This is a genomic window from Micromonospora xinjiangensis, from assembly GCF_056150165.1.
Genome location: NZ_JAXCFO010000003.1, coordinates 773,550 through 789,296, shown reverse-complemented (window position 1 = coordinate 789,296; position 15,747 = coordinate 773,550). Strand labels below are relative to the sequence as shown.

At 72.7% G+C, this 15,747-nt stretch carries 14 protein-coding genes; 9 read left to right on the top strand and 5 right to left on the bottom strand.

What is annotated here, in order from left to right:
* Positions 1-171 precede the first annotated feature (171 nt).
* Positions 172-459 (top strand): RNA-dependent RNA polymerase family protein, encoded by a 288-nt coding sequence (locus SM573_RS15565; RefSeq protein WP_393343194.1) that lies wholly within the window; start codon positions 172-174, stop codon positions 457-459.
* 762 nt (positions 460-1,221) lie between these two features.
* Here SM573_RS15565 and SM573_RS15560 read toward each other — a convergent pair.
* Positions 1,222-1,941 (bottom strand): SDR family oxidoreductase, encoded by a 720-nt coding sequence (locus tag SM573_RS15560; RefSeq protein ID WP_474612883.1) that lies wholly within the window; start codon positions 1,939-1,941, stop codon positions 1,222-1,224.
* 178 nt (positions 1,942-2,119) lie between these two features.
* Here SM573_RS15560 and SM573_RS15555 point away from each other — a divergent pair, with 178 nt between their 5' ends.
* Entirely contained in the window at positions 2,120-3,016 is an 897-nt protein-coding gene (locus SM573_RS15555; protein ID WP_474616354.1) for a LysR family transcriptional regulator, read from the top strand.
* 466 nt (positions 3,017-3,482) lie between these two features.
* Here the strand turns inward: SM573_RS15555 and SM573_RS15550 are convergent, their stop codons facing one another.
* Both SM573_RS15550 and SM573_RS15545 read right to left on the bottom strand, forming a co-directional pair.
* Positions 3,483-4,169, bottom strand: a complete 687-nt coding sequence (locus SM573_RS15550; protein WP_474616353.1) for an SDR family NAD(P)-dependent oxidoreductase — start codon at positions 4,167-4,169, stop codon at positions 3,483-3,485.
* Positions 4,170-4,620: 451 nt separating this feature from the next.
* Positions 4,621-5,238 (bottom strand): TetR/AcrR family transcriptional regulator, encoded by a 618-nt coding sequence (locus SM573_RS15545; protein ID WP_474612880.1) that lies wholly within the window; start codon positions 5,236-5,238, stop codon positions 4,621-4,623.
* A 118-nt stretch (positions 5,239-5,356) separates the two neighbouring features.
* Between SM573_RS15545 and SM573_RS15540 the strand changes: the two genes are divergently transcribed.
* The 4 genes from SM573_RS15540 to SM573_RS15525 all read left to right on the top strand — a co-directional run bounded on the left by SM573_RS15540 (position 5,357) and on the right by SM573_RS15525 (position 8,865).
* The gene (locus SM573_RS15540) at positions 5,357-6,214 is read left to right on the top strand and encodes an SDR family oxidoreductase (protein WP_474616352.1); all 858 of its coding nucleotides are present in this window, start codon (positions 5,357-5,359) and stop codon (positions 6,212-6,214) included.
* 101 nt (positions 6,215-6,315) lie between these two features.
* On the top strand, positions 6,316-6,630 hold the full coding sequence (locus tag SM573_RS15535) for an amphi-Trp domain-containing protein (protein ID WP_474616351.1): 315 nt from the start codon (positions 6,316-6,318) through the stop codon (positions 6,628-6,630).
* A 277-nt stretch (positions 6,631-6,907) separates the two neighbouring features.
* Entirely contained in the window at positions 6,908-8,200 is a 1,293-nt protein-coding gene (locus SM573_RS15530) for a sensor histidine kinase (protein WP_474616350.1), read from the top strand.
* Positions 8,188-8,865 carry a response regulator transcription factor gene (locus SM573_RS15525; RefSeq protein ID WP_474616349.1) on the top strand — a complete coding sequence of 226 codons (678 nt, stop codon included), beginning with the start codon at positions 8,188-8,190 and terminating at the stop codon, positions 8,863-8,865. The genes SM573_RS15530 and SM573_RS15525 overlap by 13 nt, the downstream gene beginning before the upstream one ends.
* Before the next feature lie 137 nt (positions 8,866-9,002).
* Here SM573_RS15525 and SM573_RS15520 read toward each other — a convergent pair whose 3' ends face one another.
* Complete coding sequence (locus SM573_RS15520; protein ID WP_474616348.1) at positions 9,003-9,419, bottom strand: DUF6010 family protein; 417 nt, start codon at positions 9,417-9,419, stop codon at positions 9,003-9,005.
* Between the two features lie 81 nt (positions 9,420-9,500).
* Here SM573_RS15520 and SM573_RS15515 point away from each other — a divergent pair, with 81 nt between their 5' ends.
* Positions 9,501-10,487, top strand: a complete 987-nt coding sequence (locus tag SM573_RS15515; protein ID WP_474616347.1) for a GlxA family transcriptional regulator — start codon at positions 9,501-9,503, stop codon at positions 10,485-10,487.
* On the opposite strand, the gene SM573_RS15510 is transcribed toward SM573_RS15515, so the two are convergent.
* Positions 10,439-11,095, bottom strand: a complete 657-nt coding sequence (locus SM573_RS15510) for a TetR/AcrR family transcriptional regulator (protein ID WP_474616346.1) — start codon at positions 11,093-11,095, stop codon at positions 10,439-10,441. The genes SM573_RS15515 and SM573_RS15510 overlap by 49 nt on opposite strands.
* Positions 11,096-11,216: 121 nt before the next feature.
* Between SM573_RS15510 and SM573_RS15505 the strand changes: the two genes are divergently transcribed.
* The gene (locus tag SM573_RS15505) at positions 11,217-12,248 is read left to right on the top strand and encodes an aldo/keto reductase (protein WP_474616345.1); all 1,032 of its coding nucleotides are present in this window, start codon (positions 11,217-11,219) and stop codon (positions 12,246-12,248) included.
* 328 nt (positions 12,249-12,576) lie between these two features.
* Positions 12,577-15,699: an isoleucine--tRNA ligase gene (gene ileS / locus SM573_RS15500; RefSeq protein ID WP_474616344.1), complete on the top strand. Its 3,123-nt coding sequence runs from the start codon at positions 12,577-12,579 to the stop codon at positions 15,697-15,699.
* Positions 15,700-15,747 lie beyond the last annotated feature (48 nt).

The window sequence follows — 15,747 nt, the reverse complement described above, 5'->3', positions numbered from 1 at the left end:
CAGCAAACGACGTAGCCGGGCCTGGCGCCCGCCCTTCCCACCGGCCGACCGTGACTGCGGCTCAACAAGCTTCCGACTGCCGCGCGCCACAGACTGGCCGGTGCGGGAGAACCCGCATGCCCGGGCCTACGAAGCCAAGCAGGCTGCGCCTAGCTTGGTGGGCTGACTGGCATGGTCGCCCGAGACGAGGGCTTTCGGGTCCATCCGGGTAAGACCCGCGTCCGTGGTCGGGCCGAACGGCAACTCCTCGCCGGACTCGTCGTCAACCAACACCCCGCCACACCCCGCGACGAATACGACCAGCTTCGTACCATCCTGCACAACGCCGCCCGCAACGGCCTGGCCGCGCAGAACCGGACCGGCCACCCCGACTTCGCTCAATACCTCATCGAACGAGTCGCCTGGGTCGGTCATCACCACCCGGCACGCGCGGCCAAGCTCGCCACGCTGCTGGCCTGAGCAATTGCAGCACCGTAGACTGACGCGGCGCGGCAACTTCGCAAGATCTCGGCAATGACGCGTCGAACCGACCGGGGCAGGGCCTGAGCAGGGCTTACGCCTGTTAGGCGATCTTCGGCAAGCGAGCACAGCAAGGGGCGCGTGCGACCCCATTAATGTGAAGACCAATAGGAAAGCGCACGTCATCAGCCAATGGGTACAGATAGAGCGTCGTCTTAGGAAACCGTTGCTCTATCCCCTGAGCTACGAGGGCGCGAGCGCCCAGTCTAGCGACCTGGGGTTCACCGGAGGTGGCAGGGAGTGGCCCACGTTCACCCACATCACCCGGACCCCGGTTCTCCCAGCCCAGAACCACACCGAGCGCACACGAACCCCGGTTTGCGACCGGCGGTCGACGCGGTGACCCGCGTAGGCACCGGTTGACCCGGGTTGGCACCCGCTGGAGAGCACACACCACGCACATCATCCAAGATCATGGTGTGCCGCCCGCTCCGCCGGCTCGGGAGCCGTCGGCCGGCGGAGCGGGCCTCGCCGGCCACCCCTCCGCGGGCTTCGAGCGCTGGCTCAGGTCACGACGCGAACGCAGGGCCAGCGTCGGCGGGACGGGGGTGAACCTGACCCGCTCGCATACCGATAGCAGGCATCGAAACCAGCCTCTCCTATCCACGCCGCGATTGGATCGGGCGGAAGTAGCTCCCGCGCATGCTCACCCGCGGCCGGCCCGCGTGGACCCCGGGGACCGGGTCGGTCCCCCGCCGGTGCTCAGGCGATCAGCGTGCCGCCGTCGACGGTCACCACCGTGCCGGTGGCGTACGTCGAGCGCAGCAGGTAAACGAACGCCTCGGCGACCTCCTCCGGCTCGCCCACCCGGCCGAGCGGCAGCGCTGCGCCGAGCTGGGCGTACATCTGCTCGCGGGTCTCCTCGGGCAACGAGTCCCACAGGGGCGAACGGATGACGCCGGCGGACACGGCGTTGACCCGGAGCGGGGCCAGCTCGACGGCGAGCGCGCGGACCAGCGCGTCGATCGCGCCGGTGATGCTGGCCGCCACCGACCAGCCCGCGCTCGGGCGGTGGTTGGCGGTGCCGGTGGTGAGGGTGATCGACCCACCCGGGCGCAGGTACGGCACGGCCGCGTTGACGGCCGACAGGGAGCCGAAGTAGCGCAGTTCGAACGCGGCGCGGGCGGTGGCGAGGTCGAGGGCGTCGACGGACATCAGCGCCAGCGGCTCACCAGCCGTGTAGATCAGATGGTCGAACGGGCCGAGATCCTCAAACAGCCGGGACACGTCCCCGGTGTCGGTGAGGTTGGCGACGTGCCCGGTGGCGCCTGCCGGCAGGGTCGACAGGGCGCGATCCACGCTGCGCCGGTTGCTGGAGGCGACCACGACCTGGGCGCCCTCGCGGGCAGCCAGGGTGGCGGTGGCGAGACCGATCCCGGAGGTTCCGCCGAGTACCACGACGCGTTGGTCGGTGAGGGCCATGATCTTGTCCTTCGGGGTGCGATGGGAAGGTGTCGTAGTGACGGTTCCACCCTGCGCCGGCCGCGGAGGCGGCGTCCAAGACCTCTTCCACCTCCTGTGATGCCCGCCGGGTATCGTTCGATGCAGGCGCCGCCGCGGATACCGCGAGGGGGCGCCGTACGCCGGAACGAGGGGCCGGATGGACGTCGATCTGCGCAAGCTCCGCTACTTCGTGGCGGTCGCCGAGGAGCTGCACTTCGGCCGGGCCGCCGCGCGCCTGCACATCGCCCAGCCGGTCCTGTCCCGCCAGATCCGGGCCCTGGAGCACGAACTCCAGGCCGAACTCTTCGTCCGGGACCGCCGCTCCACCGTCCTGACCGACGCCGGCCGCCAACTGCTGGCCGACGCCCACCCGCTGCTCGACTCGGCCGAGGCGCTGCGTCGGCGGGTCCGGCGGGCCGCGCACGGCAGGGCGACGTTCACCATCGCCTTCATGCCCGGCATCATCGTCACCGCCGAGGCCCGCGCTCTCGCCGAGCGGCACCCGGACCTGTCCGTCGGCGTCGTCCGCACCTCCTGGAACGACCAGGTCGAGGTGGTACGCGACGGGCGCGCCGACGTCAGCTACGTACGGCTGCCCGTCGACCAGCGGAGCCTGCGCCTGCTCCCACTGTTCAGCGAACCGCGCGTCGTGGTCCTGCCGGGTGACCACCGCCTGGCCGGCAGGGCGTCGGTCGACCTCGCCGAGCTGGGGGATGAGCGTCTGCTCCAGGACCCGCAGGCGGTGCCGGAGTGGCGCGACCTGCCGTACCGGCCGGCCGACTCCGACTCCCGCCCTCGTCCCGTGCTCACCTCGGTCGAGGAGAAGCTGGAGCACGTCGCCGCGTACGGCGGGGTGGTGATCCTGCCCCTGTCGACCGCGACGTTCTACACCCGGCCCGACGTCGTCCACGTGCTCGTCGACGACCTCCGGCCCAATCAGGTCTGTCTGGCCTGGGCCGAGAACAACCGGTCACCGCTGGTGCGCGAGTTCGCCGACCTGGCCGAGCGGCAGGCCCGGTCGGCGGAGGCCCCACCCCCGCCGACCGACGGCTAGCCCGACGCGGCGGGGAAGCCTCGGATCACTCGGCACCCGTCACCAGGCCCTCGACGGTGTGCTTCTGGCGGATCGGCGTAAGCGTCTCCACCACCGGGCACGGCAGGTGCGCGCACCGACGCGGGGAAATTCTCCCAGTACTCTCGGGTGACGGCCATGTCGTGGTGCGCCGCGTTGCCCGAGCCGGGGGCGTCCACGCCGAGCACCAGTACCGGGCGGGCGAGCGTCGAGACGTTCGGGATGCCCCGGTGGATGCGGCGTAACCTCTCCGTCCCGTCGCTCACGAACGCGGGGTCTACCCGGTCTACCGGCCCTGACCAGATGACGTACCCGCCGGGACGACTGCCGGTCGGCCGTGTCGGGCGGGCGAATCACCCGCCCGCCCGACACGTACCGGTCGCCGGGTGCGGCTCGCTGGGCCGGCGCGCGGCGCGGGTATCACCTCGTCGCGGTCCCCGATGGTGGATCAGCGGGCCAGGATCCCGCCCTCGATGAACAGCTCCTGCGCGTTGACACCAGTGTTGCGCAGGAGGAAGTCGGTCGCGTCGACGATCTCCGCCATCGTCACCAGCCGGCCGATCGGGGTCCGGGCGAGGTGCGGGTGGTCGGACATGTCACGCCACTTCGGGCTGTCGCCCACGATGCCGGGGTGCACGACGTTCACCCGGTGCGGGGCGATCTCGACGGCCAGGGTCTTCGCCAGGCCGGTGAGACCCGCGTTGTGGGTCGTGACCATGGTGGATCCGGGGTACGGGCGGTCCTTCGCCACCCCGCCGAAGAGCACCACCGAGGCGCCCGGGCGGAAGCGGTCGCGCAGGACCCGTACCGTCTCGGCGTAGCCGACCAGCTTGATGGTCAGCGCGGTGACCGCCGCGTCGAGGTCGAACTCGCCCAGACTGTTCGGCACCTGGCTGGTGGCGGTGATGACCAGGTGGTCGACCTCCGTGACGTCGCCGAACGCCGAGGCGATGGTCTCCGGCTGGGAGAGGTCGACGCCCAGACCTCGGGTGGCGCCACCGATCTCGGCGGCCACGGCCTCGGCGCGCGCCTTGTCCCGGCTGGTGACGACCACCGTGTCACCGCGGTCCGCGAAATGCTGGGCGATCACCCGTCCCAGCCCGTTACTTCCCCCGACGACAATGGACGTGCTCATAGGCCCTGTTCCTCTCACCGGTCATACCTTGATCAGCAGCTACTGACAGTAGCGCGGTGGGGAGCGGCGCCACGGTCGGGCGGTACGCCGTCCGGCCGGTTTTCGGGAGACACGCCTCACCTTCGTCGAACCGGTGTCCGCGGGTCGGCGTGTGGGTGGACTACCGGCTAATGACCGGTGTCGCCGGACCCGCGGGTGGGGAAGGAGAGTGGGTTTGCGGGCGGTGCCACGGTGGTGCGGACCCCTTCCGGCCCACGCCTGCCGCCGTGGCCGTGGCGCCTTCCGAAATGCCGGTCGACAACACGGAGAGTGATCGCCGTCGCATCGAAATCGCCTCCGGCCCGGCCACACGAGGCGAGGGCCGGCGCGCGGGCACGGGCGCGCGGTGCGGCGGCAGGCCCTCGGGTCGAGGAACCCGCCGCCGCACCGCTCGGAGAACCGGTCGGCGACCCTACGACCGGCGGGGCCGCAGGCCGCGCAGCGCCGTGTCGACGACCTGGTCGGCGTACTCGGGGGTCAGCGGTCCGGTGCGCTGGAGCCACCGGTTGAGCAGCGGCCCGAACACCATGTCGACGGCCACGTCGAGGTCCACGTCCTCGGCCAGCTGCCCGGCGCGTTGGGCGGCGCGCAGGCGGTCCTTCTTCAGCTCCCGCATGGGTTCGTCCAACCGCCTCGCGTACTCGGCGGCCAGGGCGGGATCGTGGACGATCTCGGTGTGCAGCGCCCGCATGGGCTGGTCGTAGCGGGGGTCGTTGAGTTCGGCGACGGTGGCCCGCAGGACCAGCTTCAGGTCGGCGGCCAGGTCACCGGTGTCCGGTAGCCCGCCGCTGGCCTGCGGGTCCTGCCCGTCCGTGGCGAGCGTGAGGAACGCGTCGAACAGCAGCGAGCCCTTGGACGGCCACCACCGGTAGATAGTCTGCTTGCCGACGCCGGCGGCGGCCGCGATGCCCTCGATGCTGAGCTTGGCGTATCCCAGCTCACCGACCAGGTCGAGCGCGGCCTTGAGGATGGCGCGGCGGGCGGTCTCGCTGCGCCGGCTGGAGTCGGGGGCGGCCTTCTGCGGGGGCATGCGGCAAATCTAGCAGGAGATGAGACGAGACGGTCCGTCTTGACAATCGCTCGGCACGCGGTAGAGTCCGGAGCAACAACAAGACGAGACGGTCCGTCTCGCTTGGGAAGGGATCGTCATGAACACCTCAGCCACCGCCGCCTCCCGGATCTGGTTCGTCACCGGCGCCAGCCGTGGCCTCGGCCGCGCCTTCACCGAGGCCGCGCTCGCCGCCGGTGACCGCGTGGTCGGGGCGGCCCGTGACGTCTCCCCGCTCGACTCCCTCCGCGCGCGGCACCCCGAACGCCTGCTGACCCTGTCCCTCGACGTCACCGACCGGGCGGCGGTCTTCGACGCCGTCGACCGGGCGGTCGCGCACTTCGGCCGGCTCGACATCGTCGTGAACAACGCCGGGGCGCTCTACGCCGGCATGGTCGAGGAGTTCACCGAGGCCGAGGCCCGCGCCCAGATGGACGTCAACTTCTTCGGCCCGCTCTGGGTCAGCCAGGCCGTCCTGCCGCACCTGCGCGCCCGGGGCGCCGGGCACGTCATCCAGATCTCCAGCATCGGCGCGCTGGGCGGCTTCCCCAGCACGGGTCTCTACAGCGCGAGCAAGTTCGCGCTGGAGGGCATGAGCGAGGCGCTGGCCGCGGAGGCCGCCCGCTTCGGCGTCAGGCTCACCATCGTCCAGCCGGGCGGCTACTGGACGGATCTCTACACCAGCAGCACGGCGACGACGCCGAACCCGGCCTACGACGAGCTGCGCGCCGAGCTGGCGCAGCAGTGGGCGGAGGGCTCGGTCGACAGCGAACCGCGACTCGCCGCGGAGGCGCTGATGACCCTGGTGGACAGCGACGATCCGCCGCTGCGCCTCCTGCTGGGCAGCATGGTCTACGACGTGGCGTTCGACATCTCCAAGCGGCGCATGGACACCTGGGCCGCCTGGGAGGACGTGAGCCGCGCCGCGGAGAGGGCGGTTCCGGCACCGCCCGCCTGACCGGCGAGCGGTCCGACCGGAACCCCATTACCACCCCGGCCGGACCGGCCCGGTGCCCGGCCCGTACTCCGACTGTCCTCTGTGGATGCGAGCATTGCCGCATGGATATCTACGAGGACGCCCGTACCGTGTCTCGCGCCGACCTGGCCGCCTGGCTGCGCCAGGTGGCGAACCAGCTGGAGTCCGACGGCCGGATCTTCTACGGCGCCGCGGGCTCGGTCGCCGTCGCGGACCAGGTGCGCTGCGAGCTGGAGATCGAGCGCGAGAGCGAGACCGAGGTGTCGGTCGAGATCGAGTTCTCCTGGACCGAGCCCGCGCCGGCGGCATCGGTCGAGGCGGCCGACGGGAAGAAGGACGACGAGCCGGCCGAGGTGTCCGAGGCCGAGGAGACCGCCGAGGCGACGCCGCAGGCGTGACTCCCGGCGACCGCCCGTCGACGGCACCGTCGGGGCCCGCCGCGGAGCCGCACGGGCCGGTCGCGAAGGAGGGCGGCGGCGCCCACCCTGCCGGTGGACGCCGCCGCCCGCGGCCCCGCACGAGGACCGCGCGTGGCCGGAGGACCGAAGAGTTTCGGACGTCACCAGCACGTCCGGCTTTCCCCGCGCCCGGCCGCCGCGGGTATGGCTGGGTCTACCCCCGAAGTCGCCCCAGACGGCTGGGCCGGCCACGGAGAGCGTCGATAGCGTCGACGCCATGACATCGGCCGAGCCTCCGCACCTGGTCAGCGCCCTGCGCCGCCGCCGCTACCTGTTCTCCTGGTGGCCGTGGCGGGCCCTTGCCTACCTGGTGACCACCGTCCCCGTCGCCGGCGTGCCCGCCATCGGGATGCTGCTGGTCGGGGCGCCCCTACTGGCGGCCGTCGACGCCGTGCGCGAACACGACCGTCCCGTCTCGCTACCCCTCGCCCTCTTCCTGGCCGTCGGCGCCCTGACCGTGGTGGCTCTCGCGCCCCTCGTCAGCGCGGGCGTCGCCGTGGTGGAGCGGTGGCGGCTCGGCATCATCGACCCGCGCCCACTGCCCGCCCGACCCTGGCCGGGCCTCGCCGCCCGCTACACCAGTGCCGCCGCCTGGCGGGAGGTGGCGTACGCCGCGTTGCTGGGCAGCGTCGTGCCGCTCGCGTACTGGCTGTACCTGCTGCTCGTCCTGATCGACCTCATGCTGGTCGCCAGCCCCTGGCTGGCCGGCGACGCCGACCAGGTCATCGTGGTCTGGAACACGGTGGACACCCCGGGTGAGGCCCTCCCGTACGCGATCGTGGGGGTCCTGCTCCTTCCCGTGCTCTGGTACGGGCTCGGCCTGCTCGCGGCGGCCCAGGGGGCGGCGGCGCGCCGGCTGCTCGGCGCGCCGGGCGACACCACCGCACTACGCGAGGTGACCCGGTCCCGGGCCCGCCTGGTCGACGCCTACGAGGCCGAGCGCCGCCGCATCGAGCGGGACCTGCACGACGCCGCGCAGCCCCGGCTGACCAGCCTCACCCTGCAACTGGGCCTGGCCCGACTGGACGTGCCCGAGGACTCCCCCGCCGCCCGGCCGTTGGCGGTGGCGCACGACCAGGCCAAGGGGCTGATGGTGATGCTCCGGCAGATCGTGCACGGCATCCGCCCGTCCAGCCTCACGGATCTCGGCCTCGCCGGGGCCGTCCGCGAACTGGCCGACGAGGCGACCATCCCGGTCGAGGTGCACGTCGGCCTCGACCGTCCGCCGGCCGAGGCGGTCGAGACCACCGCGTACTACGTGGTCTCCGAGGCGCTCAACAACGTCGCCCGGCACGCCGCGGCGACCCGGGCGGAGGTACGACTCACGCAGACCGGTGACCGGCTCGTCGTGGAGGTCTCCGACGACGGTCGGGGTGGCGCCGAGCCGGCCCGGGGCACCGGGCTGACCGGGCTGGCCGACCGGGTCGGGGCGGCCGGCGGGCGGCTACTGCTCGCCAGCCCGCCCGGCGGCCCTACCCTCGTTCGCGTGGAGCTTCCGTGCCGCCGCTGACCCGGGTCGTCCTCGCCGAGGACGAGGTCCTCCTGCGTGCCGGCCTGGTCGGCCTGCTGGAGCGGTTCGGCTTCGCGGTACTCGCCGCCGTCGGTTCGGCGCCGGAGCTGCTGGCGGCGGCTCGGGCGCACCGACCGGACCTGGTGGTCACGGACATCCGGATGCCGCCGGGCCGGCGCGACGACGGCCTGCGGGCGGCGGTCGCGTTGCGGGCCGAGCGGCCGGAGCTGGCGGTCGTGGTCCTCAGCCAGCACGTGCAGACCGAGTACGCCGCCGCGCTGCTCGACAGCGGGGACGGCCGCCGCGTCGGCTACCTGCTCAAGGACCGGGTCGCCGAGGTGACCGAGTTCGTCGAACACCTGCGCGCCGTCGCCGCGGGCGGCACGGTGGTCGATCCCGACGTCGTACGGCGGCTGCTGCACCGCCCCCGCGATCCCCTCGCCGCGCTCTCCGGCCGGGAGCGGGAGGTGCTCGCGCTCATCGCGGAGGGCCGGTCGAACGCGTCGATAGCCACGGCCCTGCACGTCACCGAGGCGGCGATCGGCAAGCACATCGGCAACATCCTGACGAAGCTCGGCCTGTTGCCCAGCGACGACACCAACCGCCGGGTGCTGGCCGTCCTCACCTACCTGCGCACGGGCCCGGCCGCCGGCCCCGACCGCTGAGGCGGCCCTCCGGCCGCGACCGCTGGCCCGGCCGCGACCGCTAATCGGGTCCGGCCGCTGGGCGGGTCCGGCCTCGACCGCCGGCCCGGCCGCGACCCAGGGGCGCGCCGCGACTCAGCGGTGACGGCCGGCCCGGCTCACGAGACCCGCGCCGACCGGGCCCGCGCCAGGCGGGCACGCAGCCCCGCGGTCACCGAGCGACCGCCGGTGAGACACCAGACCGCGATGACCGGGTCGCAGATCGCGCAGCCGAACGAGGAGCCGGGCGCGAACGGCAGGATCGGGTTGCCCTTGAGGTGATGCACGACGTCCCAGGCGGTGTGCAGCAGCCACCCGACGCCGATGAACGTCCACGACTCCAGGCCCCGCCAGGCGACGTACGTCAGCACCCCGGTGAACGCGACCTCGACGACGCCGAGGCCGCCGCCGCTGAGGTACGCCGCCCCGGCCCCGCCCACCATCACCGCGTTGAACCGGCGGCGGTGCGGTTCGGGGATGAGCGAGTTCAGCAGGACGTACAGGACACCGATGAGCAGCGGTACGAGAAGAGTCACGCGCCGAAGCTACGGGTGACGGGCGCCGCCGGGCAGTGGCCGGGCGGACGGTGATCGACGGGATCGCGCCAGGATGGACGGATGCAGCGTGTCGCCGTTCTCGCCTTCGACGGCGTGGTCCCCTTCGACCTGTCCGTGCCGATCGAGGTCTTCGGCCGGGCGCGGCTCGCCGACGACCGCCCCGCGTACGAGGTGCGGGTCTGCGCCCCGACCGACCAGGTCCGCGCCGGCCTGGTGACCATCGGCGCGACACACGACCTGGGTTGGGCGGCGGAGGCGGACCTGCTCGTCGTCCCAGGCGCCGCCGACCTCGGCGAGCCGGTGCCGGAGGCCGTCGTCGCGGCGCTCCGCGCGGCCGGGGGCACCTTGGTGTCGATCTGCACCGGGGCCTTCGTCCTCGCCGCGGCCGGCGTGCTCGACGGCCGCCGGGCCACCACGCACTGGGCGGCGGCCGCCGAGCTGGCCCGCCGCCACCCGGCGGTCGAGGTGGACCCGGACGTGCTCTACGTCGACGAGGGGCGGGTGCTCACCTCGGCCGGTGCCGCCGCGGGTCTCGACCTGTGCCTGCACCTCGTCCGCCGGGACCACGGCGCGGCGGTGGCGGCCGAGACCGCCCGGCGGTGCGTGATGCCGCTGGAGCGCGCCGGCGGGCAGGCCCAGTTCGTCGCCCACGAACCACCCCTGCCGGAGGGGCACTCGTTGCAGCCGCTGCTCGACTGGCTGGTCGCGAACCTGGCCACGCCCCTGACCCTCGCCGACATCGCCGCTCGGGCCGCGATGAGCACCCGGTCGCTCAGCCGGCACTTCCAACGGCAGACCGGCACCACGCCGGTGCAGTGGCTCAACCGGCAGCGGGTCCGTCGCGCCCAACAGCTGCTGGAGCGGACGACCACCCCGGTCGAGCGCATCGGCGCGCTGGTCGGCTTCACGTCCGCGACCGCGTTCCGGGAGTGCTTCCGGCAGGTCGTCGGGGTGAGCCCCCGGGAGTACCGCAGGGCGTTCTCCCCCGACCCGAGAGGTCACGCGCGCGGATCGACCGCCGACGCCTCCTCACCGGGTCGCCGGTAGACGCCGTACCACCAGGTCGCGGCGAGCTCCCGGGCGGCGGTCTCGTCACCGCTGCCGTCGTCCCGGGCGACGTGGTCCGCCAGGAACCGTTCGCCCCCGATCACGACCAGCCGGCCGGCGATGAGCGGGTCGACGCCCGGCGGGGTGCGGCCCGCCCGCTGCTCGGCGCTCAGGAGCCGGTGGGTGTTGGCGATGAACCGGTCGACCCGGTCGTTCCAGAACCGGCGCACCGCGGGCTCGTAGGCCGACACCTCGTTGATCGCGGCGAGCACGGCGGCGTGCCGCCGGTAGACCGTGAGGATGCGGCGGAACGTCTCGGTGAGGGCCGCCAGCCCGGCCTCGTCCTCCGCGGGACTCCAGGCCCCGGCGACCTCGTAGGAGGCCCGGGTCAGCGAGTCGGCCAGCCGCATGAGCAGCTGGGTCTTGTCGGCGAAGTGGGTGTAGAAGGTCGACCGGGCCACGCCCGCCTCGCGGGCGATGCGCTGCACGCCCAGCTCGGTGAAGCTCTCCCCCTCCGCCAGCAGGCGCTCGGTGGTGGCGAGGATCCGCGCCTCGACCGTGAGCCGGCGGTCGGCACCGCCGGAGCGTCGGCGGGTGATGGAAGGCATAGCCAGATCCTAGGCACCCCGCCGGGGCCCTCGGTACGCTTTGCCGGACACTGTGTCCGACGTACTGTCCGACACGACGACGAGCGCGGCCCGGCCGCGTACCACGCAGGGAGCTGTCACCTTGAAGTACCGACTCCTCGGCCCCACCGGTGTCTGGGTCTCCGAGCTCTCGCTCGGCACGATGACGTTCGGCGGGGCGAACCACCCCGTCTACTCCACGCTCGGCGCCCTCGGGCGGGAGGACGCCGACCGGATGGTCGGCACGGCGCTGGACGCCGGGATCAACTTCGTCGACACGGCGGACGTCTACAGCGACGGCGAGAGCGAGGAGCTGCTCGGCCACGCGCTCCGCCACCGTCGCGACGACGTGGTGCTCGCCACGAAGGGCTACGCGCCGACGGGCCCCGGCCCCAACCACGTCGGCTGGTCGCGGCTGCACCTGCTCCGCGCGCTCGACGCGAGCCTGCGCCGGCTGGGCACCGATCACATCGACCTCTACCAGCTGCACAACTTCGACCCGGTGACCCCGTTCGAGGAGGTCCTCTCCGCGCTCGACGACGCCGTCCGGCAGGGCAAGATCCGCTACGTCGGCTGCGCGAATCTCGCCGCCTGGCAGGTCACCAAGGCCCTCGGCGTGTCCGCGCTGCGCAACCTGGCCGGCTTAGTGTCGGTGCAGGCGTACTACTCGCTGGTCGGCCGGGACGTCGAGCGCGACCTGGTGCCCATGGCCCAGGCCGAGAACGTCGCGCTCACGGTCTGGAGCCCGCTGGCCGGCGGCTTCCTCACCGGGAAGATCAACCGGGACGGGGAGTCCTCCGGGACGTCCCGCCGCACCGCGGACGGTGGGCAGGACTTCCCGCCGGTCGACCGCGAGCACGGGCACAAGGTGCTCGACGTGGTACGCGACGTCGCCGGCCGCCACGGGGTGAGCATCCCGCAGGTCGCGATCGCGTGGTTGCTCACCCGGCCGGCCGTCACGAGCGTCATCGTGGGCGCCCGGACGCTCGACCAGCTCACCGACAACATCGCCGCGAGCGAGCTGGCCCTCACCGAGCAGGACCTCGCCGAGCTGGACGCGGTGAGCCGGCAGGCGCCCGCGTACCCGAACTGGATCCACGACATGTTCGCCCCGGTGCGCAACCCGAACGGCTGAGCGCCGGCGGGCCGCGGACCGCCGGTCCGCGGCCCGCCGTATCGGCGTCGTGGCCCCACCCCCGCCTGGGATAGGATGGGCGCGGAAGGCGCAGATGGGGACGAGTACCGTCGCACGCAGCCAGCAGCGATCCGGGGATGGTGGGAGCCCGGAGGTGTGCGCGGCGGGAAGATCACCCCGGAGCCGTCGGAAGAAAGGCCGCCAGGCCGAGTAGAACCGACCGAAACCAAACGAGAGGGCCGGACACCGGCCAAGGAGGGTGGTACCGCGGGGCCCCACGGCCTCGTCCCTCCGGCGGAGCTTCAGCACACGCGCCGACGGAGGAGCGATGTACCGCAGCGTACCGACCCAGGTCGATCTGCCCGACCTCGATCACCAGGTCCTGCACTTCTGGCACGCCAACAGCATCTTCAAGCGCAGCCTGGAGCAGTCCGCGGGCCGGCCGGAGTGGGTCTTCTACGAGGGGCCGCCGACCGCCAACGGCATGCCCGGCGCCCACCACATCGAGGCGCGCGTCTTCAAGGACGTCTTCCCGCGCTACAAGACGATGAAGGGCTTCCACGTCGCCCGGAAGGCCGGCTGGGACTGCCACGGCCTGCCCGTCGAGCTCGCCGTCGAGCGGGAGCTCGGCTTCTCGGGCAAGCAGGACATCGAGAAGTTCGGCATCGCCGAGTTCAACGCCCGGTGCCGCGAGTCCGTGACCCGGCACACCGACGCGTTCGCCGAGCTGACCGAGCGCATGGGCTACTGGGTCGACATGGACGACGCCTACCGGACCATGGACCCGGAGTACATCGAGTCCGTCTGGTGGTCGCTGAAGCAGATCTTCGACAAGGGCCTGCTCGTCGAGGACTTCCGGGTCGCTCCGTGGTGCCCCCGGGACGAGACCGGCCTGTCGGACCACGAGCTGGCCCAGGGGTACGAGACGGTCGTCGACCCGTCCGTCTTCGTCCGGTTCCCGCTGACCTCCGGGCCGCTGGCGGACCGGGCCGCGCTGCTGGTCTGGACGACCACCCCGTGGACCCTGCCCTCGAACGTCGCCGTGGCCGTACACCCCGACGTGCGGTACGTGGTCGCCAGCGACGGCAACGAGCAGCTCGTCGTCGCCGAGCCGCTGCTGGCGTACGCGCTGGGCGACGGCTGGGAGCTCACCGGCGAGTCGTTCAAGGGCAAGGAGCTGGAGCGGTGGACCTACCGGCCGCCGTTCGACCTGGTCGAGGTGCCCGACGCGCACTTCGTGGTGCTCGCGTCCTACGTGACAACCGACAGCGGCACCGGCCTCGTCCACCAGGCCCCGGCGTTCGGCGCGGACGACCTCGCCACCGCCCGGGCGTACGGCCTGCCGATGGTCAACCCGGTGCAGTCGAACGGCCGGTTCTCCCCGGAGATCCCGCTGGTCGGCGGACGGTTCTTCAAGGAGGCCGACCGGCCCCTCATCGAGGACCTCCAGCTGCGCGGCCTGCTGTTCAAGAACGTCCCCTACGAGCACACCTACCCGCACTGCTGGCGCTGCCACACCGCGCTGATCTACTACGCCCAGCCGTCCTGGTACGTCCGGACCACCGCCGTCCGCGACGCGCTGCTACGCGAGAACGAGCGCACCACCTGGCACCCCGGCACGGTCAAGCACGGCCGGTACGGCGACTGGCTCAACAACAACGTCGACTGGGCGCTGTCCCGGCGACGCTACTGGGGCACGCCGCTGCCCATCTGGCGGTGCCCGAACGACCACCTCACCTGCGTGGGCTCCCTCACCGAGCTGAGCGAGCTGACCGGCACCGACGTGACCGGCCTCGACCCGCACCGGCCGTTCATCGACGAGGTCACCTTCGCCTGCCACTGCGGCGAGACCGCCCGCCGGGTGCCCGAGGTCATCGACGCCTGGTACGACTCGGGCTCCATGCCGTTCGCGCAGTTCGGCTACCCGTACCGGAACAAGGAGCTGTTCGAGCAGCGCTACCCGGCGCAGTTCATCTCCGAGGCCATCGACCAGACGCGCGGCTGGTTCTACACGCTGATGGCGGTGGGCACGCTGGTCTTCGACCGTTCCCCGTACGAGACCGTGGTCTGCCTCGGCCACATCCTCGCCGAGGACGGCCGGAAGATGTCCAAGCACCTGGGCAACATCCTGGAGCCGATCCCGCTGCTGGAACAGCACGGCGCGGACGCGGTGCGCTGGTTCATGGCCGCCGTCGGTTCGCCCTGGTCGGCCCGGCGGGTCGGGCACACCGCGCTCCAGGAGGTCGTCCGCAAGACCCTGCTGACCTACTGGAACACGGTCGCCTTCCAGTCGCTGTACGGCCGTACCGCGGGGTGGACCCCGTCGGCCGCGGACCCGGCGCCGACCGACCGGCCGGTGCTCGACCGGTGGCTGCTCTCCGAGCTGAACACGCTGGTCAAGCAGGTCGACGCCGCGATGGCCGCGTTCGACACGCACCAGGCCGGCCGGCTGCTCGCCGCGTTCATCGACGACATGTCCAACTGGTACGTGCGGCGCAGCCGGCGGCGCTTCTGGCGGGGTGACGCGTCCGCGCTCGCCACCCTGCACGAGGCCCTGTCCACGGTCACGCTGCTGCTCGCGCCGCTCACCCCGTTCGTCACCGAGCGGGTCTGGCAGGACATGGTCGTGCCGGTCGACCCGGAGGCGCCGCAGTCGGTGCACCTGGCGCCGTACCCGGTCGCCGACGAGTCGCTGATCGATTCGGCGCTGTCCCGGCAGATGGCGCTCGCCCGCCGGCTGGTCGAGCTGGGCCGGGCGGCCCGGGCCGACTCGGGGATGAAGGTCCGTCAGCCGCTGTCCCGCGCGCTGGCCTCGGCGGCCGGCTTCGACGAGCTCACCCCGGAGCTGCTGGCCGAGATCGCCGCCGAACTGAACGTCGGGTCGGTCGACCCGGTCGGCGGGGCGGGCGGGTCGCTCGTGGACACCACGGCGAAGGCCAACTTCCGCACCCTCGGTCGGCGGTTCGGCAAGGCGGTGCAGCAGGTCGCGGCCGCCATCGCCGCGGCCGACGCGGCCGCCCTGAAGGACTCGCTGCGGGACACCGGCTCGGCGACCGTCCAGGTGGGCGACGAGACGGTGACGGTCGGCCCGGACGAGGTCGTGGTCACCGAGACGCCGCGCGAGGGCTGGGCGGTGGCCAGTGACGCCGGCGCCACCCTGGCGCTGGATCTGCACCTCACCCCGGAGCTGCGCCGCGCGGGCGTGGCCCGCGACGCGATCCGACAGATCCAGGAGGCACGCAAGGCCAGCGGCCTGGAGGTGACCGACCGGATCGAGCTGCGGTACCGCACCGACCGGGAGGAGACCGGGCTGGCGCTGCGCGAGCACCGCGACCTGGTGGCCGAGGAGGTGCTGGCGACCGACTGCGCCGAGGGCGAGCCGTCCTGGGACGACGCGGAGCCGTTCACCGACGACTCCCTGGGGCTCACCTTCTGGCTCCGCAGGTCCTGACCCGGCCCCTCGTGTCGATCATGCGGTTGTGGTGGGGGCGAAGGGCGT